The organism is Rhizobium sp. NZLR1 (assembly GCF_017357385.1).
GTDB lineage: Bacteria > Pseudomonadota > Alphaproteobacteria > Rhizobiales > Rhizobiaceae > Rhizobium.
In genome coordinates, this window is the sequence record NZ_CP071632.1 from 1,223,137 (window position 1) to 1,242,734 (window position 19,598).

The window sequence follows — 19,598 nt, forward strand, 5'->3', positions numbered from 1 at the left end:
GCCTTGCGGCACCCGCCCCCTCCTTCGAGGCTCCGGCCTTCGGCCCCCGCGCCTTAGGATGCGGCTCTCCTGAGCTTTCGCTTGACGGTTTTACCCGGGTGCCTGCGGCACGGACCAGGGAAAGATATCGCGTGATCGATTGCGCAATATCGCCAGAACCGCGTCCAAGACGCGCCGCGTCCCAGGTGGAAGCCGCGCTTTCCTGATATTGTCGCTGTCGCCGGCGACTTCCCAATGCGTCGCCTGGCCTTCAAGCTTCACCGCGGGTGTTTGCCTGGCTGCTGTCTTGCTTTCTCCAGCATCCAAACTACGGTGCCGACAGGGTGATTTGGGGATTGAGCGCGTGCGTTTGATTGCAGCTTTGGCGATTATAATCATATCGAGCCAGGTGGGAGCGGTTGCGTGTCCTCTCGACGATACCTTGAAGCTCTGCGTATTGAATGGCCGAAGCCTGGCTGCCCTGCACAGCGGCGTTGATCGAGGCGATTGGAAAGTCGACGCGATTTCTTCTCCGCCCAATGCAAGCTCGGAGCCAAGAACCGGCAGCGAGGTTTACACGATGCCGAGCGGGCAGCGGTTCGCCATGCTTTTTCGGGAATACCGAAACCTCTTTTCTGCCACTTGCTCGTTCAATTTTGTCTTAGCCTTGGGCAAGGGTGGTCAGGAAGGGATGCATTGTTCCAACGTTGAGCTTGAAGCCTTCGAAGCTGGGCTCTCTGCAGCCTCGCTGGGTCAGATAACGAAAGAGCGCAGGCAAAGCGGCACGGCCTATTTGATAGAGGGCCAAAACACGTGGATGACTGTGGTGGTCACAAACAGTGGCACGCCGCAAGACGTTTCGAATGCGTGGGTCGAGACTTCGGTCGTTAAAGCGCCTTAGGCAAAACTTCATCCGCTTGCAACTGACGCCTTGATCGCATTGCCGGACGCGTGGCCCGCGCTTTGGCTCATTGCCTGTCACGGCGTTTTCCCTGTGACATCAGCTGGCCGATGACAGCAGCCGGGAGCGCGTCGACGGCATAGCCAAACGTGCCGGCTGATCTCACTTCCTCGGCGGCCCGCATCAAAGCCCCGAGTGCTGCCCGCGCAAACGATCCGCCGACACTAACTCGCCGCACGCCGCCGGCCGAGAGTTCGGCAACGGAGTAACTCGGTCCGCGTAAGCCCATGACCACGTTGACAACGCCTTTCACACGCAAAGGGGTCCTTCGCCGGTGCGCTCCTACGCCGGGAAAGGGTTTCGCCACGCATCCAGTTCTTCAAGCCGTTCGTACCAGGTTTGGATATGCCGAAACTCGGCGAGGGGAATCTCGGCGGCGGCTGCATAAGGAAGTGCAGCGGCCAGCGCGAAATCCGCAACGGTCAGGGTCTTCCCGACGGCGACGCTGTTCCTCGCCAAATGATCGTCCAGCACGCGGCCATGGTGCCGAAAATTCGTCTTCGCATCTTCGATCAGGCCGACGTCAGGCTCTCCACCGAACAACGGCTTGATCAAGGTTTCAAACCACAGTGTTGCCCCGTGCCGGGTAAAATGACTGGCATCCCAACTCAACCAGCGGAGCACGTCGATCTGCCGGTGGTCATGCGGCCAGAAATCCGATGCAACGCTGTCAGACAGCCTGCACATGATGGCATTCGCTTCCCACAAGGTTCCGGCGTCATCCTGCAACACCGGGACTTTCCCGTTCGGGTTAAGCGCCAGGAATTCTGCGGTGCGCTGTTCTCCGCTTGCCAGGTCAATCCTGACGAACTCGACGTCGGCTTTAAGAAAACGAGCGGCGGCGCAGGCCTTCCGAGGATTGAGCGTCTCGCAATAGTATAGTTTCATCGCCGCCTTACGCATGATCCAGTCCTTCGGATTCTAGAAAAACGCCCAATCGCTCGAGGCTTTGCGACCAACCGGCTTCATGACCCTCAAGCGATGATGCGCTTTCAAATCCACTCTGCCGAAAAGTCATTTCAGTGCCTCCGTCGCTTTCCCTGAACGTGATCGTGACGACCGTTTCCGGGCTATTTTCGCCGGTCCCGCTCTCCCAGGCATGTGTGAAGACAAGCCTGTGTGGCGGCTCGACCTCCAGGTATTTTCCGCCGACCCAGTGCTCTTCTCCACCTGGCGCGATCAGACAGGCGCGGTGTCTACCGCCCGGCCGGACTTCAAGCTGGTCGCCCACCGCCTTGAAACCGTGAGGACCACTCCATTGCGCCAACGCTTTCGGGTCGGTCCATGCCCTGAAAACGAGATCGCATGGGGCATCGAACCTTCGCACAAGAACCAGGTCGCGGGTGTTGTCAGTGTCGATCTCCGGATTTGTCATTTTCGTATCCTTGTACCTTGGACAGATAGTCATCGAGACGATCAAAGCTTTGATCCCAGAAGCGTCGGTAATCGGCGATCCAATCAGCGATTGTCTTCAACGCGTCCGGCTCAAGGACGCGGGGACGCGAATTCGCTTCACGGCCGGAGCGGATCAATCCGGCCTGTTCCAGGACCTTGAGATGCTTTGATATGGCAGGCTGAGACAACTCGAAGGGATCAGCGAGTTCGGCCACGGTCGCCTTGCCGTGAGCAAGCCGCCCAAGAATTGCTCTCCTTGTGGGATCGGAGAGTGCGGAGAAAATCGCATCGAGCCTGTCGTCCATATATCACCATGCAGCTATATAGCCATATGGATATATTCTATGGAGCGAAATGTCAAAGGCAATTTTGCGGTAGATTGGCAGTGACGGGAAAGAAACTCACCCGTTGGCAACGAAGCGGGAAGTCCCGCGTCTGCAGATTCCCGCAACGGGAAAAACTGGGCCAAATGTGGTGCCCAGCTTTCCTGCGAATACGGCATCTGCTGTTCAGATCGCGTGAACAAGAAGCGCGCGACTTCCGCTGGCCTAGCTTCACATCGGCGGCATCGTTTCGAATTTCGCCGCGGTCGGATCGACCTGGTCCCAGCCAAGGCCGCTCTGGGTGTAGGTCACCATCTCGGGCTGGTATCTATCGGGATCGTTGAGGCTGGCGGCATGGATGGTGAAGAAGTCGGGCATGTAGGAGAAGGTCAGGTAGACCGGTGCGCCGCAGGCGGGGCAGAAGCCGCGGGTCTTGACGTTGCCATTGTCGGCGACCATGTCCCAATGCGTCGCCTGGCCTTCAAGCTTCACCGCCTGCCGGCTCGGGAAGGTCAGATAGGAGCCGTGCCCAGTGCCGCTGGTCTTCTGGCAGTCGCGGCACTGGCAGTCATTCATCGCGATCGGTTCGGCTGCGATCTCATAATGGATCGCACCGCAGGCGCAGCCGCCGGTGTAGGGCTTGCTCATGTCTCTCTCCTGATAAGGGTTGTTGGACGACGGGTTGGTCGCCTCAGTTCTTGCCTTCGGCGATGGCGCCGATGTTCTGGACGACCTTCTTCCAGCCTTCGCCCATTTTCTGGAAGGCGGTTTCGTTGCGAGGCAGCACGAAGCCGGAATGGATGAGGCGCAGCCGCGTGCCCTTTTCGACCCTGGTCAGGATGAAGGTGACCACGGTATCGAGCGGCGAGCCATATCCGGCGTTCTCCGCATGCCCGCCTTTCCAGGCATAGGCCAGACGTTCGTTTTCCGTCACCTCCAGCACCTGGCAGTGAATGGTGCCGTCCCAGGCGCCGGCCGGCGTCGTCTCGTAGGTGAAGCATTTGCCTTCCACCGGCTCGAAACCGGCCGGCACCATCAGCCAGCGGCCCATCAGACTGGCCGTGGTCAATGTTTTCCAGAGCGTCTCCGGCTGATGCGGGAAGATCTCGTCGATCACGATCTCCTGCGTGTCGGGCTTCAATGCGGTCTCGTTCATGGATCGATTTCCTTCAGCAATGTTCTGAGATCGGCAAAGCGTTCGCGCCAGAAGAGGCCGTAATGGCTCATCCAGTCGACAAGCGGCTCGAGGCCATCAGGGGCGGCACGGTAATAGACCTTTCGGCCTTCGGGACGCTCAGTGACAAGCCCCGCCTGCTTCAGCGCCTTGAGGTGTTGGGAAACGGCGCCTTGGGTGACGTGGCCTGCACGCGTCAGTTCGACGACGGTGATCTCGTCGGAGCGGACGATCAGTTCGAACACTGCCCGCCGGGTGGGATCGGCAAGGGCGCGCATGACGGCGGTAATGGAGGCGGTTTCGATCATGAGGAAAGCAATAGCGTGGACTAATTGATGAGTCAATACTAATTAGTTTGATAGAGGGACGGTGAAGTGGCCGCATCGATTAGCCCGCGCCCGCCACGCGTCTTCTTTGCGTTGAGGAATGACCTTTGCCAACCGGCGCGGCTGCCCGGAAATCTGATCTGCGGCGTCTGCGGCAGGGTGAACGGCCGGGCTTTAAGCGCCTGGCGCGGAACCTTTGGGCGCTCTGGACATTGCTGCCCATGCAGCACTCTGCTTGGGTCGGCTGCGCTTTGGAAAACCATGGGAGGATTCATCATGATGAGCGGTCAATTGAAGGCGCTTCTCGCCGTTCTTGCCCTTGCCGGCTATCAGAACAGAGACAAGATCGGGGAACTCCTGCGCGGCATGCAGAACCCGCAGCAGGCCGGCCCCGGAGGCCAGCAGCAGGCCGGTGCCGGAGGCCAGCAGCCGGGCGGGCTCGGCGGCATCCTCGGCGGGCTGGGCGGCTCGGGTGGTTTGGGCGGCCTTCTCGGCGGTCTCACCTCCGGCGGCATCGTCAGCGGCGGTCTCGGCGATCTCCTCAAGACCTTTCAGCAGAACGGCCACGGCGACAAGATCGACTCGTGGGTCAAGCCCGGCGAGAATGCCGAGATCAATGACGGCCAGCTCGCCGAAGCCCTCGGTCCGGATGTTCTGAACGAAATTGCTCAAAATACCGGCCTTTCGCACGAGGAGATTCTTGGCCGATTGAGCCGCGATCTCCCCAAGGCCGTCGACGACCTGACGCCGCAGGGCAAGCTGCCGAGCGCCGAAGAAGACTTTTTGTCTTCGGCGAGCAGTTCGACCACGTCGGCACGGCCGAGCAGCATCTAAATCCTGGGTAAATGGGCGCGCGGCCGGCAGGCAGCCGGCGCGTGTTGCGAGGGCGATCGGGAAGCGCAATTGCCCTTATATTCCGCCATACGTCGTGATTTGCCGCGTAGCTCACCCCACCCTCCGTCCTCCTCGGGCTTGACCCGAGGATCCATGCCGGCCCCATCAGCAGCGGGCATGGATTCCAGGCTCAAGGCCTGGAATGACGGAGATTGGGGGTGCGCTGGTGCCACACTCGCCGCTGGCGCATTACGATGTCGCACCAGATCGCGGAGTTTCCCGTTAGTTCGAGAGATACTTTCGAAGGAATGTGTGAACGCTGCGGATGGATTTTGCTGCGGCGTCCGGATCGTATTTTTCGATATGACCGAACACCCGCCTTCCCACTGCAAACTCCGGGGCATCGAAATCGTGATAGGTACCCTTGTATATATTCAGCTCGATCGGCGGACTATCGTCAGTCAGATTGGCAAGCCTCTTCCGGCATGGTTCCGTTGGGCTCCAATTGTCTCGTTCGCCACTCAAAATCAGGATCGGCACCGTCGCATCGCCCTGACTGGCTGCGCAGACCGGATAGTAGGCAACCGCCGCCCTGAATTTGTGATCCATCAGCTGTTCGTTACCTTCGATTTTCGTTCCCTCCAGCGTCGCGGTGCCGCCCGCCGAAAAGCCCATCAGCGCGACGCGCTGCACGTCGACAAAACTCGATTTCGATAAGAAATCCAAAGCCCCATAGGCGTCGAAGACCCGGTCGGGGAGAGTGCTTTGACAGGTGTCCTTGATATTGCGGGTGGTGAAACTATCGACGACCAGCACGACGTACCCCCATGAGACCAGCCGTTTCGGCCAAAGGTCTTTGACGCTCAACCGCAGGCCATCGCATCCATGCATGACGACGATGGCCGGGAAGGGGCCTTGACCCTGGGGGCGGGACAGATAACCCAGCAATGGCGTGCCTTGCGGTTGGGAGATAATTTCTCCTTGTTCGCCAGCCTTGCGTATCCGGAAGGGGCTCAGCTTGACGGGCACGCTTTCGAACCGCACCAATTCGTCGGCATCGGCCCGGTTTTCGGCAAGCGTGATGCCGAGACAAGCGACAAGGCAAAGAAAAAGTCCCGCGGTTTTCACTGACGCCTCCACCGTTTGACCGACAGGCTGCCAATTGTACGCCGGAGCTGAAGGTTGGCAAAGCGGATGGGGCGTTCTGCTGCCGATTGGGGCATGGGCAGGGCAGAGTTTAGACCGATCCGCGATCAGCCCTTGATCACCCCCCGGCAGCTCAGTTAAGACTACCGTAAATTCAAGCTGCGAAATTTGAGTCCTTAACGAATGACGATCAAATCGGCGTCGTCCTTCCCGCCGCATGCGTCACTCGCCCAGACTTGCGAGCCGCCACGGTCATTGAGCACAGCCGCGGGTTTCCCAAGGAGCTCACCCCTTGCTCCGTCATCCTCGGGCTTGACCCGGGGATCCACGGTGGCCTCCATCAGCAGCGGGCATGGATCCTCGGCTCAAGGCCGAGGAGGACGGAGGTTGGGGAGCGTGTTTTGCCAAACTTGCTGGATAGCGGATGGCATTCTGCCGCCAATTGGTCGGGCAGGCTTGATTTCAAAACTAACCCACGATCAACCCTTGATCACCCCCCGGCAGATCAGTTAAGACTACCGTAAATCCAAACTGCGAGATTTGAATTCAGAGGTGATCGACCAAGTCGGCGCCGGCCTGCGGTCGCGTGCGTCACTTGCACGATTTGCGCACCGGCCGTTTCCGAGGCCCTGACAGCGTCCTCTGATCGTCGTCGATCCCCACCCCTTCCGCCCGAGCCTTCATGTTCGATCACATCGGGATCGAGCCGGGTCGGGCTGTGTCCTTTCAAGGAGAACTGCAATGGACCCTTCGATTGCTCCGGCCTCGCGGGCCTCGGTGGTGACGCCGAATGATAGTGCCATTGTCGGGGCGCGCGCGCTCTATATCGGCACGGCGGGAGATGTGGCGATTGCGCCGCGGCGGGATATGGATCCGGTGATCTTCAAGAGCGTGCCGGCCGGGACGATCCTGCCGGTGCATGCGGCAATCGTGGCGCTGACCGGGACGACGGCGTCGAACATCATCGCGCTGTTCTGAGCACTCAGAAACAGACCCATGGGCAGACCGACCGAGTTCACCCAGGCGCTGGCCGAGAAGATCTGCGAGCGCATTGCCGACAGGGAAAGCCTGCGGTCGATCTGCCGGGATGAGGATATGCCGGCGAAATCGACGGTGCTCTCCTGGCTCGCCGATGACGACAAGGCGGCGTTTCGGGCGCGCTATGCGCTGGCCCGCGAGATCCTCGCCGACAGCTTCGTCGACGAACTGGTCGAAATTGCCGATGACCGCAGCGACGACTGGATCGAGAAGAAGAATGCCGCCGGCGAGACCACCGGCTGGCAGGAGAACGGCGAGGCGATAAGGCGCTCGCAACTGCGCATCGCCACCCGCCAATGGGTCGCCGAGAAGCTGAAGCCGAAGAAATACGGTTCGAAGATCGAGCCCGAACAGGGCGTGACCGGCGAAGTCTCGCAATTGCTGGAAGATATCAATGGCAAAACCCGCGGACTTCCAAACGGCGGTTGACCAGTTTTCCGACTGGCGCTGGCGGCTGAACAATCTCTACTGGATCACCGACAAAGCGGGCCGCCGCGTCAGGTTCGAAATGAACTGGACGCAGATGACGTTTTTCGAAGAGATGCATTATCTCAACGTGCTGCTGAAGGCCCGGCAGCTCGGTCTGACCACCTTCATCCAGATCTTCATGCTCGATGCCTGCGTCTTCAACCGGGATATCAGGGCCGGCACCATCGCCCATACGCTGGGTGACGTGCAGACGATCTTCCGGGACAAGGTCAAATACCCCTACGACAATCTGCCGGAAGCCATCCGCAACGCCGTGCCGGTCTTCAGGGGCAACCAGGCCGAACTGCTGCTCGCCAACAATTCGAGCATCCGCGTCGGCACCTCGCTGCGCTCGGGCACGCTGCAATACCTGCATATCTCCGAATATGGAAAGCTTTGCGCCAAATATCCCGACAAGGCGCGGGAGGTCCGGACCGGCGCTTTGAATACGGTGCAGGCCGGCCAGCTGGTGTTCATCGAAAGCACGGCGGAAGGCCAGGAAGGGCATTTCTATACGCTCTGCGAGGATGCCAAGGTCAAGCAGCGGCAAGTCGCCAAGCTCACCGAGCTGGACTTCAAGTTCCATTTCTTTCCCTGGTGGAAGGAACCGCAATATGCGCTCGCGCCTCAGGGCGTCATCGTCAGCGATGCTTTCGCCAAATATTTCCGCACTCTGGGCGACCAGGGCATCACCCTGACCGAGGGGCAGAAGGCCTGGTACGTCAAGAAGGCCGAAACCCAGCTCGGCGATATGAAGCGCGAATATCCCTCGACGCCGGCCGAAGCCTTCGAGGCGAGCGTCGAAGGCGCCTATTACGCCGAGCAGATGGCGGTCGCCGACGCCGAAGAGCGCATCGGGGTCTTCCCGCATGCCGAAGGCTATCCGGTTCACACCATTTCCGACATCGGCATGGACGATGCCAACAGCGTCTGGCTGTTTCAGGTGCTGCCCGGCCGGGTGCGGATGATCGGCTATTTCGAGCATACCGGCACCGGCATGGACGGCATGCTCGACGAGCTGGAGCGGCGCGCCCGCGACAACGGCTATGTCTACGGCGTCCACAACATGCCGCATGACATCAAGGTCCGGGAGTGGACGCGCGGCGGCATGACCCGCATCGAAGTCATGCTGAAAGAGGTGAGGGCGCGTGGTCTCGGCACCGTTCGCAAGGTCGAGCGCGCCTATGTCCATGACCGCATCAACGCCACGCGGCGCATGCTGGCGAGGATCGAGTTCGACCAGGCCGGCTGCATCGAGGGCATCAAGTGCCTGCGCAACTACCGCAAGGATTGGGACGAGGATCTGAGCGTCTTCCGCGACGAGCCGCTGCACAATTGGGCTTCACACGGCGCCGATGCTTTCGGCGGCCTGGCGATCATCTTCACCGGATTGGCGCCCGAACCGCTGAAGCCCGAGCGTAAGGCGCTGCCGACATTCCAGACGATGACATTCAACGAATTTGCCGATTCCACCCCTGGCCAAAGCGAGCGTGTTTGATGGAAGACGAGATGACGGCTTCAGACGGCGAGCAGCGCTGGGATCCGGCCAAGGTCGGCGCCCATTGGCAGCAAGAGCTCGAACGCGCCCAGCGCTATTTCAAGTTCTGGCACGACCGCTGCGTCAAGATCGAGAAGATCTATCTCGACCAGCAGTCGGACCAGACGAGCGCCGCCAAGCGCCGCTTTCCGATGCTCTGGGCCAATACTTCGGTGCTGCAGCCGGCCGTCTATGCCCGCGTGCCGCAGCCGGTCGTCGAACGCCGCTTCAAGGATGCCCAGCCGGTGGCGCGCATCGCCTCGGAGCTGGTCGAGCGCAATCTCGCCTATACCGGCGATGAGGCCGATATCGATTCGATCATGCGGGCGGTGCGCGACGATTTTCTGCTCTGCGCCCGCGGCACGGTGTGGCTGCGCTAGGAGGCCGATTTCGAGCCGCTCGATATGGGCGTCCTGCCCTCGAACCCGGCGGCAGCCCAAAATCTACCCGAGAGTTTGCCCGGTCGGATGGGCGGTGCTCAGCCGGAAGCGATCAGCGACGAGCGTGTGTGCATCGATTACGTCCACTGGTCGGACTTCCTGCATTCGCCGGCGCGGCGCTGGAAGGACGTGACCTGGGTGGCGCGGCGCGTTCCGATGACCGACGCGGAAATGGAGAAGCGCTTCGGCACTGATGCCATGGCTTCGCGGGCGGCGGAAGGTGCCGGCAGCCGCACGGGCATCAGCCAGGCCGAGCGCCTGGAGAATGAGGGCAAGACCCATGTCTGGGAGATCTGGTGCAAGAGCGAGAACTATACCGTCTGGATCGCCGACGGTTCGCCGGTGGCGTTGGAAGTCTCCGAGCCGCCGCTCGATCTGACGCATTTCTGGCCGTGCCCGCGCCCGGCCTATGGCACGATGTCGACGAGCTCGCTGATCCCGGTTCCCGACTATGTCTATTACCAGCAGCAATGCGACGAGATCGATCTCCTGACCAAACGCATCAACAAGCTGACCGATCAGCTGCGGCTGAAAGTGTTTTATCCCTCCGGCGACGGCGCGATCTCGCCGGCGATCGAGAAGGCGATGCGGCCGGAAAACGACATGGTCATGGTGCCGATCCCGGAATGGGCGGCGTTTACCGACAAGGGCGGCTCGAAGGCCATCGTGACGCTGCCGATCGACGAGGTGCAGAAGGTCCTTATTGCCTGCATGACGGCGCGCAAGCAGCTGATCGAGGATGTCTACCAGATTACCGGCATTTCCGACATCGTCCGCGGTGACACCCAGGCCTCCGAAACCGCGACGGCGCAGCGCATCAAGAGCCAGTGGGGCTCGATCCGCATCCGCGACCGCCAGGCCGAGCTGGCCCGCTTTGCCCGCGACATCATCCGCCTTGCCGGCGAGATCATCTGCGACCAGTTCCAGCCGGAAACGCTGATGGTGGTCAGCGGCATCCGGCTGCCCACGATGGCCGAGAAGCAGCAGGTCGAGATGCAGATGCAGCAGATGCAGATGGCGGCACAGCAGGCGGCCATGCGGGCAAAGCAGACCGGCCAACCGGCGCCACCGCCGCCCGAAATGCCGCCGCAGCTGCAGCAGATGATGCAGCAGCCGACGATCGACGAGGTGGTGCAGCTCTTACGCAATGACAGCATTCGCGGCTTCCAGATCGAGATCGAGACGGATTCGACCATCGAGCCTGACGAGGATGCCGAAAAGCAGCGCCGCATGGAATTCGTCCAGATGGTCGGCGGCTTTATGCAGCAGGCGGGAGCGATGGCGCAGCAGAGCCCGATGCTGGTGCCGGTAATGGTCGAAACGCTGCTCTTTGCCGCCCGCGGCTTCCGGGCCGGCCGTCAGCTCGAAAGCACGCTGGAGCAGGTGGGAGCGCAGCTCTCCCAGGCAGCAGCCACGCCAAAACCGGAGCCGCAGCCTGCGCCCGGCGAGATGCTCAAGCTGAAGACGGCCGAGGTGAAGGCCGGCGCCGAACAGCGCAGAGCCGAGCTCAGCGTCGCCGAGGCCGAGATCGAACATCGCGCCACGGTGGAGCAGGCGCGCGGCGAAATGGCGGCGCAGGCCGTGCAGCAGTTCCAGCAGCCAGCGTACCAATGAATTGGTCGGGAGCAACAGCATGAGAGAACGCTATTGCCGCGTCTGCGGCGGCTGGCACCAACTCGATCAGTGGCCGCACAATTGCCTGCCAGCGCAAAACCCGGCGCAGTCGGATCTGCCGGCACCGCATTTCGTCAGCGACAGCATCGACATCCAGTCAATGCATGACGGACAGCATTACACCTCGAAGGCCAGGCTGCGTTCGGCTTACCGGGCAGCCGGGGTGATCGAGATCGGCAATGAAAAGCCGCAGCCGATCGAGAAGCCGAAGACGGATCGCAGCGAGATCCGCAACGACTTGAGGCGAATTTACACCGAGTACAACGCCTGAACCGGGCATCAATCCCCGACATAGGAAATTTCCCAATGGATATGGAAGACCTGAACGAGGCCGGCAACGGCAGCGAAGATTTTGGTGCGTTCGACGATAAGCCATTGAACGATAGGCCGGTCAGCATCCGCGACAGCCTGAAAGCGGCGATCGACACCGTCGAGACCAATGGACCGGGCGATATATCAGGCCAGCCGCGCGACGGCGAAAACGGCCGCTTCATGGCCAAGGGGCAGGAGCAAGCCGCCACGGCGCGGGCAGGACAGGCGCCTGCGGCAAACGCCGCGCTCGCCCAGCAGCAGGGCGTGCCAAGCCGCGGGCAGGGCGGAGAACAGCCGGCAGCCATCGGCAACCGGGTTCCGCCCGGCTGGTCGGCGGAAGCCAAGGCGCAATTCGGGGGCCTTCCCGGGGAAGTGCAGGCGGCGATCGCCAAGCGCGAACAGGAAGTCGATAACGGCTTCCGCGTCCTGCAGGATTACAAGGGGCTGGAGGAATTCACCCCGATCGTCCGCCAGGCCGGCATGACCCATGCCGATGTCATGCGTCGGGCGATCGACTGGGAGAAGGCGCTGATCCACGATCCCGTCAACACCGTCGTTCACGTTGCCAGGATGGCCGGGGTCAATCTTCACGCCCTGGTCAATGGCCAGACGGGAGAGATCCTGCAGCGCAATTCGCAGCAGGCCGGACCCCAGCAAGGAGGGCCGCAGCCTCGATCTTTCAATGTCGAGGCGACGGTCGAACATGTTTTGCGGAAAAGGGACACCGAAACTCAAGTCGATGCCTTCCTTTCCGACCCGGCAAACGCGCACGCCGAAGATGTGCTCGACGACATGATCGCCCTCGTCAACGCAGGGCGGGCAACGTCGCTCCAGGACGCCTACGACGCCGCATGCTGGATGCGCCCGGACATTCGCCAGCAGTTGATCAGCCAGACTGCACCGGCGCCTGTCCCACAACAGCAAGCCCAGAGGGCAGCAGCGGCAGATCAAGCCCGCCGCGCCTCGCGATCCATCTCTGGTTCTTCCGCGCCGGGCCCGACCCGCGATGCGGCAAGGGGCCAGCCCACCTCCATCCGAGACTCGCTGCGCGACGCCATGCGCTTTTCGCGCGGTCAGGTCTGAGCAAAGGAATGATCAATGCCCATTTCGCCCAACCTCTCTGAAATCGTCACCACGACGCTGCGCAATCGCAGCGGCACGGTGGCCGACGACGTGACGAAGAACAACGGTCTTCTCACCCGTCTGAACAGCCGCGGCCGCAAGAAGCCGATCTCCGGCGGTCGCACAATCGTCCAGGAACTGCAGTACCAGGAAAACAGCACCTTCAAGCGCTATTCCGGCTACGATATCCTGAATGTGCAGCCGTCCGACGTCATCACTGCGGCCGAATACGATCTGAAGCAGGCCGCGGTCGCAGTTTCCATGTCCGGCCTCGAACAGCTGCAGAACTCCGGCGAGGATGCGATCCTCGATCTGCTCGAGCAGCGCATCGAGAACGCCGAAACCACTTTGAAGAACAACATCGCGCTTGACTGCTATTCCGATGGCACGGCCGATGGCGGGCGGCAGATCGGCGGCCTGCAGCTGCTGATCTCGACCTCTCCGACCTCGGGCACCGTCGGCGGCATCTCGCGCGCCACCTGGGGTTTCTGGCGCAACCAGAAATTCTCGGCCTCGGCCGATGGTGGTGCGGCCGCCACCAATGCCAATATCCAGAGCTACATGAACCGGCTCTATATGTCCTGCGTTCGCGGCTCCGACGCGCCCGATCTCGTCGTCGCCGACAACAACTTCTTCCGCCTCTACTGGGAATCGCTGCAGGCAATCCAGCGCATCACCTCGGCCGACAAGGGCATGGCCGGCTTCCAGTCGCTGCAATATATGGGCGCCGACGTGATCTTCGACGGCGGCTTCGGCGGCGGTGCGCCGCTCAACCAGATGTTCTTCCTGAACACCAAATACCTGTTCTACCGCCCGCACCGCGACCGCGACATGGCCCCGATCGGCGACGAGCGCATGAACACCAACCAGGATGCCTTCGTCCAGCTGATGGGCTTTGCCGGCAACCTCACCATGAACAACGCCTTCCTGCAGGGCGTGTTGTTCGCCTGATCGTCAACGAAAGGAACAAGCAAATGTCGGTCGCAACAATCCAGTCCGATCGTCTTGGCGCGAACCCGTTCGTCGTCGAAGGCCCGATCGTTTCCGGCTCCGGTATTCCCGGCCCGAACTTCTCCCTCGGCGCTATCGCCGGCGGGGACCGTGAATCCGAATGGGTCTATTGCCAGCTGGTGCTGGCGTCGCAGACGACCCTTCAGCCCGGCCAGTGGTTCCAGTGGACCCGGGATTATGTCGCTTCGCTGCTGACCACGGCGGCGGCCGTCGTCGGCCAGCGCTGCGGCGTCTTTTCGGGGGCCGCCCAGCCGCCGACGCTGACCGGCGGCCCGGTCGGGGCCGTGACACTCGCAGCCGGCACCTATTATCTCTGGCTGCAGCGCAACGGCCAGGCGCCGTCGCAGGTGGCAACCGCAACGGCGGCTCTCGTCGTTGCCGAAACCACCGCCACCGCAGGCCAGGCGAGCGCCCCGGCCTCGGCCACGGCCACCACCAAGGCCATCGCCAACGTCAACTTTGCGGCCGCCAACCAGACGTTCACGGCAACCACCGTCAACGGCTCCAATCTGCTGGCGGGTATTTCCGGTCTGAGTGCCGGTTCCGGCCCGTTCATCGGCGCGGCGGTCGCCGGCACGGGTGTCCCTGGCGGCACGACGATTTCGGGCATCACCTACAGCCCGAACGGCGTCGTCCAGAGCATCACGCTCTCGGCCAACGCCACCGCCAACGGCACGGGCATCACCATCACCGCGACCGGTGTGCTCGAAGCGACGCTGATGCGGCCGTTCCTGTCGAAGGTGAACTAAACCTAAGCCATCAACGGGCGCTTCGGCGCCCGCTGAGGCTGCTGCCAATGCCTTCCAACTTCTCCTTTCGTCATGCCCGGGCCTGTCCCGAGCCTCTGCCGCCGGTCGATGCGCAGCAGATCCTTGGCACAAGGCCGAGGATGACGAGGAGGGAATACTTCCCCCGCCCATCCCTATTTCCCCGCCATCAACAGCGAGACCAGCAAATGCCCGACAACACCGGAATTTATGCCTCCTTCAGCCTCGAACCGGTCGAGCAGACCTTTCTGACCGAGAAGGAAGGACGGCCGATCTTTGCCGACAAGGAATTCGTCCGGATTTTTATCGCCGGCGACAAACACACCGAGGTCTATCGCGAGGTGACCGACAACGACAAACAGCGCTTTGCCGACGCCTATAAGCGGTTCAAGCAGGGGGCCGAGGCCCGCGAACAGCTGACCGGCACGCCGCTGGCGCAGTGGCCTTATCTGAAACCCAGCCAGATCAAGGAGATGGAGGCGGTCAATATCTACACCGTCGAGCAGCTCGCAGCCCTTTCCGACACCGCCAAGCAGAAGATCGGCATGGGCGCCAACGAGCTCGTCGCCGCCGCCCGGGCCTATCTCGCCACTGCCGAAAACTCCAGCGCCGCCTCGGCCTTCGCCGCCGAGAACGAGCGGCTGAAGGATGAGGTGACCCGCCTGCAGGAGCAGATGAGGGAGATGGCCTCGCGCTTCGAGGCGCTCGAAAGCGACGGCCAGGGCAACAAAGCCCGTCGCTCTGCCGCCTGAACAACTGGCCTGAACAGGAGATCCCGCGCATGTCGCTCTTGACCATCATTCAGAACGTCTGCGCGGAAATCGACCTCGATCCGCCGACGGCCGTCATGTCCTCGGCGGATCCGCAGATCATGCAGCTGCGCATCCTCTCCACCCGCGCCGGCCGCGACCTGGTGCGCGAGCATGACTGGTCGGCGCTGATGGTGCGGCGGCAGTTCGTGGCGACCGGTGCAAATCCTGAGCCGGCCGAGCCGCCCGATGACTGGAACCGCTTTGCCGCCAATGCCAAGATCTGGAATGCCTCGCGCCTCTGGCAGCTCAACGGCCCCGTCGAGCCGCAGACCTGGCAGCGCCAGACGATCCTCAATTCCAACCCGGTGCCGCAGATTTGGCGCATGGCCGGCGGCAAGCTCGACATCTATCCGAACGCTCCAGGCGAGACGGTGGAATATGCCTATATCTCCGGCTTCTGGGTGGCGGTGAATGGCGGTTCGACCACTGGGGCGAATTGGGCAAACGATACCGATACGGCCCGTTTTCCCGAAGACCTTCTCGAACTCTCGCTGATCTGGCGCTGGAAGCGGGCCAAGGGCCTCGATTACGGCGAGGAGATCGCCAGTTTCGAGCGATCCAAGGAAGCCGCCATCGGCGCCGATCGGGCCGCAAGCCCCGTCGACCTCTCGCTGCCGGCGAGGGGTGAGGGCCCCGAGAATTATTGGCCCGGCACGATCACGGTGGCAAATCCATGACTCGCAGACCTGTCCCTCCGAACGGCCGCAGCCGCCGCGTTTCGCCGAGCAAAGACTGGATCGCCCCGATCGGCGGCTGGCGAACCGATGTCGAGATGGCGGATATGCCTGAGGATGCGGCGTTTCAGCTCGACAACTTCTTTCCCGAGGCCAACCGCGTCCGCGCCCGCTACGGTTTCCTCGCCTTTTCCACCGGCCTTGGCGCCGACGTGCAGACGGTCATCCCCTATTCGGGCGTCAGCAACAGGCTGTTTGCCGCCGCCGGCGACAAGATCTTCGACGTGACGGTGGGGGGCGCTGCCGGTGCGCCCGTCGTCTCCGGCATGGCGAGCGCCCATTGGTCGGTGCAGCAATATACCAACCCGGCCGGCCAGGAATTCCTACGCCTGGTCAATGGCCTCGATACACCGCTGCTCTTCAACGGCAGCTCCTGGACCAACAATTTTCTCACCGGCACGGCAACGCTCGCCACCCAGAACGTTGCCGTCCGCAACACGGCCTATACGCTGAGCTTCTTCGGCAACGGCTCGGTCACGCTCTCCGGCGCCTTCTCCGGCACGTTGAACGGCACCGGCGTCAACAATCGGGTGTCGCTCACCTTCACGCCGGCGGCCGGCACGCTTGTCGTCACCGTGACGGGAACGGTGACCAATGCGCAGCTGGAAAAAGGCGCGGTCGCCACACCTTACGTTGCCTCGACGATGATCACCGGCATACCGGACGCTTCGCTGCTGATCGCGGTCACCGCCTATCGCTCGCGCCTGTGGTTCATCGAGAAGAATTCGACCAATGTCTGGTATCTCGCCACCGACGCCGTCAGCGGCGCAGCCACGGTGCTGCCGGTCGGCGGCAACATGAAATATGGCGGCACGCTGGTTGCGATCAACGTCTGGACGATTCCGGTTTCGACAGGCCTGCAGCAGTGCCTGGTGCTGATCTCCTCGGAAGGCGAGGTGATCGTCTTCCAGGGCTCCGATCCTTCGAGTGTTTCGAACTGGGGCCTGATCGGCACCTTCAAGCTCGGCCGGCCGCTCGGCAGCGATCGATGCCTGCTTTCGGTCGGCGCCGATCTGGCGATCATGACCACCGATGGCATCGTGCCGATCACCAAGGCGGTGCAGCTCGACCGCGGCGCCACCAGCCTCGGAGCGATCACTGCCAGGATCGGCCCGACATGGCGCGAGACCGTTGCGGCGATCGGCACGACTTCGCAGGAGTGGCAGCTTTCGAGCTTCCCGGCCAGGCAGATGGCGATCGTCAACCTGCCGTCCTCCTTCGGCCCCTATCAATATGTGATGAACACCGAAACCGGCGCCTGGTGCCGCTTCGTCGGCATGCCGGCCTCCTGCTGGGCGACCTGGCAGGACCGGCTGTTCTTCGGCGCCGGCGACGGCGCGGTCTATGAGGCCGAGGTCGGCGCCAACGACAATGGCGTGGCGATCGATGCGCTGATGGTCGGCGCCTGGAGCCGATATGGCGACGGGCTCTCGACCAAGCTCTCGAAGCTAATCGGGGTGACGGCGCAGATCGGTGTTTCCTCGCTGATGTATGGTGGGATCTCGGTCGACTACCAGACCAAGATACCGACGGCGCTGCTGTCCTCGGTCGAGAACAATGCGGCGGCGAAATGGGGAACGGCGGTCTGGGGTGTGTCGAAATTCCCCGGCGTTTCGCTGGTGCGCAAATTCGCCTCCGCCGGCGGCGCCGGTTCGGCCTTGGCGCCGACGATCCGTGCGCTGATTTCGGGCTCCTCCGGCTCCGTCTCCGAGGCGGCCGTCGTCGGCGGCTCGGTGCTTTATGAAAAAGGCGCGCCGATTTGATCGTCTCCGAACCGCGCCAGGATATCGCCGCCTGGGTCGGCGGCCGGATCGGCGTCAGCTTCCACCCGCCTTACACCACGCTTGCCCATATCGACCGCGGCCGGATCATCGCCGGTTTCGTCTTCAACGTCTGGACCGCGCATGACGTCGAGGTCTCGCTGGCCGCCGATCGGCTGACGCGGACGCTGATGCGATCGGTGTTTGGCTATGTCGTGCATCAGCTCGGCTGCCGCCGCGCAACCGCCAGGACACGGGCCGACAATTTCGACGCCCAGACGATGCTCGAAAGACTCGGCGCACGGCTGGAAGGCCGCCAGCAAGCCTATTTCGGCGACTGCGACGCGCTGCTCTACGCAATCATCAAGGAGGATTTTCCCTATGGTCTCCACGCCGAAGGCCCCGAAGGCGCCTGATCCGACACAGACCGCAGCGGCACAGACGGCAACCAACGTCGACACCGCCATTGCCAATGCCGGCCTGAGCCACACCAACCAGTACACGCCGGATGGTTCGCTGGAATACAAGGTCAGCGGCTACCAGACGATGAAAGACCAGACCGGCAAGAGCTACCAACTGCCGACCTATTCGGCCTATCAGACCTATTCGCCTGAAAACCAGGCGATCTACGACCAGACGCAGCAGACCCAGCTCGGCCTCGCCAGGCTCGCCAACGACCAGACCGGCAAGATCTCCGGTGTGCTCGGCACCAATGTCGATCTGAGCGCCGGCAATGTCGACAAATATGTCAACGATCACTGGCAGTCCGGCTTCAACAACCAGTGGGATCGCGATCAGGCAAGCCTCGACCAGAGCCTTGCCGACAAGGGCATCTCGATGGGCTCGGCGGCCTATGACAACGCGCTGCGCGATTTTTCCACGCGCAAGCAGGCCGCCTCCGACCAGTATCTCGGCGATATGTATTCGAATGCCCAGAACTCGATCCTGACCGAGCGCAACCAGCCGCTGAACGAGATTTCGGCGCTGATGTCGGGATCGCAGGTCCACCAGCCGAGCTATGTCAACACGCCGACGACGCAGCTGCCGAACGTCGACCAGGCCGGCCTGATCAATGAAGGCTTCAATCAGCAGATGGGCCTCTACGACCGCCAGGTCTCCCAGTCCAACGCCGCGATGGGCGGCCTCTTCGGCCTTGGTGGCTCACTGCTCGGCGGCTGGGCGAAATCCGACCGTCGGCTCAAGGAAAACATCAAACGCGTCGGCACGCTGGATAACGGCCTGCCGGTCTACGCCTTCAAATACAAGGACGGCGGCCCGATGCAGATCGGCCTGATGTCGGATGATGTGCGCGAGGTTCACCCGGACGCCGTGTTCGAAGCTGCCGATGGGTTCGATCGCGTCGATTACGAGAGGGCAGTCGCATGATCCCAACCATCTCAGGCGGCAATACCGGCAGGAAACAGAGCGATATCGACGACCAGCGCAAGCAACTGCCCTACGCAATGCTGCAGCAGGGCATGGATATGAGCCCGGTGCAATCGCCGTGGGAAGGGGTCGCGCGGCTTGCCGAAGGCGGGCTCGGCGGCTGGGCGGTTCGCCAGCAACGGCAGGCGCAGCAGTCAGGCGCCGGTCAAGGTGCCGTCGCTCCGACAGGCCAGCCTTCCACACCAGCGCCGGCCTCTCCCGGCTTCCTGTCGCTGTTCTTCGGTGGCGGGCCGACGCGCCGGACTGACGGCTGAACTAGGACATCAGCGGGATAACGGCGTGCTGATCGGTCCCTACCGATACAGGGACGGCGGTCCGATCCGGATCGGCCTCGTGTTC

At 62.3% G+C, this 19,598-nt stretch carries 22 protein-coding genes and 2 pseudogenes; 16 read left to right on the top strand and 8 right to left on the bottom strand.

Annotated elements, in window-relative coordinates; all coding sequences use genetic code 11:
* Positions 1-343: 343 nt before the first annotated feature.
* Positions 344-880, top strand: a complete 537-nt coding sequence (locus J3O30_RS06100) for a hypothetical protein (protein ID WP_207583360.1) — start codon at positions 344-346, stop codon at positions 878-880.
* 67 nt (positions 881-947) lie between these two features.
* Here J3O30_RS06100 and J3O30_RS06105 read toward each other — a convergent pair.
* The 7 genes and pseudogenes from J3O30_RS06105 to J3O30_RS06135 form a co-directional block, all read right to left on the bottom strand.
* Positions 948-1,193: pseudogene (locus J3O30_RS06105) on the bottom strand (isocitrate lyase/phosphoenolpyruvate mutase family protein); the annotation flags it as partial.
* Positions 1,194-1,222: 29 nt separating this feature from the next.
* On the bottom strand, positions 1,223-1,843 hold the full coding sequence (locus J3O30_RS06110; protein ID WP_207583361.1) for a glutathione S-transferase family protein: 621 nt from the start codon (positions 1,841-1,843) through the stop codon (positions 1,223-1,225).
* Positions 1,836-2,315 carry an SRPBCC domain-containing protein gene (locus J3O30_RS06115; RefSeq protein WP_207583362.1) on the bottom strand — a complete coding sequence of 160 codons (480 nt, stop codon included), beginning with the start codon at positions 2,313-2,315 and terminating at the stop codon, positions 1,836-1,838. The genes J3O30_RS06110 and J3O30_RS06115 overlap by 8 nt, the downstream gene beginning before the upstream one ends.
* Positions 2,290-2,640: a metalloregulator ArsR/SmtB family transcription factor gene (locus J3O30_RS06120; RefSeq protein ID WP_207583363.1), complete on the bottom strand. Its 351-nt coding sequence runs from the start codon at positions 2,638-2,640 to the stop codon at positions 2,290-2,292. The genes J3O30_RS06115 and J3O30_RS06120 overlap by 26 nt, the downstream gene beginning before the upstream one ends.
* Before the next feature lie 249 nt (positions 2,641-2,889).
* Positions 2,890-3,306, bottom strand: a complete 417-nt coding sequence (locus tag J3O30_RS06125; protein WP_207583364.1) for a GFA family protein — start codon at positions 3,304-3,306, stop codon at positions 2,890-2,892.
* Positions 3,307-3,349: 43 nt separating this feature from the next.
* Positions 3,350-3,814, bottom strand: a complete 465-nt coding sequence (locus J3O30_RS06130; RefSeq protein WP_207583365.1) for an SRPBCC domain-containing protein — start codon at positions 3,812-3,814, stop codon at positions 3,350-3,352.
* Positions 3,811-4,140, bottom strand: a complete 330-nt coding sequence (locus J3O30_RS06135) for a metalloregulator ArsR/SmtB family transcription factor (protein WP_207583366.1) — start codon at positions 4,138-4,140, stop codon at positions 3,811-3,813. Before J3O30_RS06135 ends, J3O30_RS06130 begins: the two co-directional genes overlap by 4 nt.
* Before the next feature lie 294 nt (positions 4,141-4,434).
* Here J3O30_RS06135 and J3O30_RS06140 point away from each other — a divergent pair, with 294 nt between their 5' ends.
* The gene (locus tag J3O30_RS06140) at positions 4,435-4,992 is read left to right on the top strand and encodes a YidB family protein (protein WP_207583367.1); all 558 of its coding nucleotides are present in this window, start codon (positions 4,435-4,437) and stop codon (positions 4,990-4,992) included.
* A 282-nt stretch (positions 4,993-5,274) separates the two neighbouring features.
* Here J3O30_RS06140 and J3O30_RS06145 read toward each other — a convergent pair whose 3' ends face one another.
* Positions 5,275-6,120: a dienelactone hydrolase family protein gene (locus J3O30_RS06145; protein WP_207584273.1), complete on the bottom strand. Its 846-nt coding sequence runs from the start codon at positions 6,118-6,120 to the stop codon at positions 5,275-5,277.
* A 759-nt stretch (positions 6,121-6,879) separates the two neighbouring features.
* Here J3O30_RS06145 and J3O30_RS06150 point away from each other — a divergent pair.
* The 14 genes and pseudogenes from J3O30_RS06150 (at position 6,880) to J3O30_RS06215 (ending at position 19,513) form a co-directional block, all read left to right on the top strand.
* Complete coding sequence (locus J3O30_RS06150; RefSeq protein ID WP_207583368.1) at positions 6,880-7,116, top strand: hypothetical protein; 237 nt, start codon at positions 6,880-6,882, stop codon at positions 7,114-7,116.
* A gap of 18 nt (positions 7,117-7,134) precedes the next feature.
* Positions 7,135-7,605, top strand: coding sequence for a terminase small subunit protein (locus J3O30_RS06155; RefSeq protein WP_207583369.1), 471 nt, complete (start codon positions 7,135-7,137; stop codon positions 7,603-7,605).
* Complete coding sequence (locus J3O30_RS06160) at positions 7,571-9,142, top strand: terminase (RefSeq protein ID WP_207583370.1); 1,572 nt, start codon at positions 7,571-7,573, stop codon at positions 9,140-9,142. The genes J3O30_RS06155 and J3O30_RS06160 overlap by 35 nt, the downstream gene beginning before the upstream one ends.
* Positions 9,142-11,235: pseudogene (locus J3O30_RS06165) on the top strand (hypothetical protein). Before J3O30_RS06160 ends, J3O30_RS06165 begins: the two are co-directional and overlap by 1 nt.
* A gap of 19 nt (positions 11,236-11,254) precedes the next feature.
* Positions 11,255-11,566, top strand: a complete 312-nt coding sequence (locus tag J3O30_RS06170) for a hypothetical protein (protein WP_207583371.1) — start codon at positions 11,255-11,257, stop codon at positions 11,564-11,566.
* 35 nt (positions 11,567-11,601) lie between these two features.
* A complete protein-coding gene (locus tag J3O30_RS06175; protein ID WP_207583372.1) occupies positions 11,602-12,690 on the top strand; it encodes a hypothetical protein in 1,089 nt (362 codons plus the stop codon).
* Positions 12,691-12,705: 15 nt separating this feature from the next.
* Entirely contained in the window at positions 12,706-13,680 is a 975-nt protein-coding gene (locus J3O30_RS06180; protein ID WP_003587937.1) for a phage major capsid protein, read from the top strand.
* Between the two features lie 23 nt (positions 13,681-13,703).
* Positions 13,704-14,489 carry a hypothetical protein gene (locus tag J3O30_RS06185; RefSeq protein ID WP_207583373.1) on the top strand — a complete coding sequence of 262 codons (786 nt, stop codon included), beginning with the start codon at positions 13,704-13,706 and terminating at the stop codon, positions 14,487-14,489.
* Positions 14,490-14,695: 206 nt separating this feature from the next.
* Positions 14,696-15,259 carry a hypothetical protein gene (locus tag J3O30_RS06190; protein WP_207583374.1) on the top strand — a complete coding sequence of 188 codons (564 nt, stop codon included), beginning with the start codon at positions 14,696-14,698 and terminating at the stop codon, positions 15,257-15,259.
* A gap of 29 nt (positions 15,260-15,288) precedes the next feature.
* The gene (locus tag J3O30_RS06195) at positions 15,289-15,996 is read left to right on the top strand and encodes a hypothetical protein (protein WP_207583375.1); all 708 of its coding nucleotides are present in this window, start codon (positions 15,289-15,291) and stop codon (positions 15,994-15,996) included.
* Positions 15,993-17,816, top strand: coding sequence for a hypothetical protein (locus tag J3O30_RS06200; RefSeq protein WP_207583376.1), 1,824 nt, complete (start codon positions 15,993-15,995; stop codon positions 17,814-17,816). Before J3O30_RS06195 ends, J3O30_RS06200 begins: the two co-directional genes overlap by 4 nt.
* Positions 17,813-18,229, top strand: a complete 417-nt coding sequence (locus J3O30_RS06205; protein WP_207583377.1) for a GNAT family protein — start codon at positions 17,813-17,815, stop codon at positions 18,227-18,229. Before J3O30_RS06200 ends, J3O30_RS06205 begins: the two co-directional genes overlap by 4 nt.
* Positions 18,195-19,199 (top strand): tail fiber domain-containing protein, encoded by a 1,005-nt coding sequence (locus J3O30_RS06210; RefSeq protein ID WP_207583378.1) that lies wholly within the window; start codon positions 18,195-18,197, stop codon positions 19,197-19,199. Before J3O30_RS06205 ends, J3O30_RS06210 begins: the two co-directional genes overlap by 35 nt.
* On the top strand, positions 19,196-19,513 hold the full coding sequence (locus J3O30_RS06215; protein WP_207583379.1) for a hypothetical protein: 318 nt from the start codon (positions 19,196-19,198) through the stop codon (positions 19,511-19,513). The genes J3O30_RS06210 and J3O30_RS06215 overlap by 4 nt, the downstream gene beginning before the upstream one ends.
* Positions 19,514-19,598: the final 85 nt, after the last annotated feature.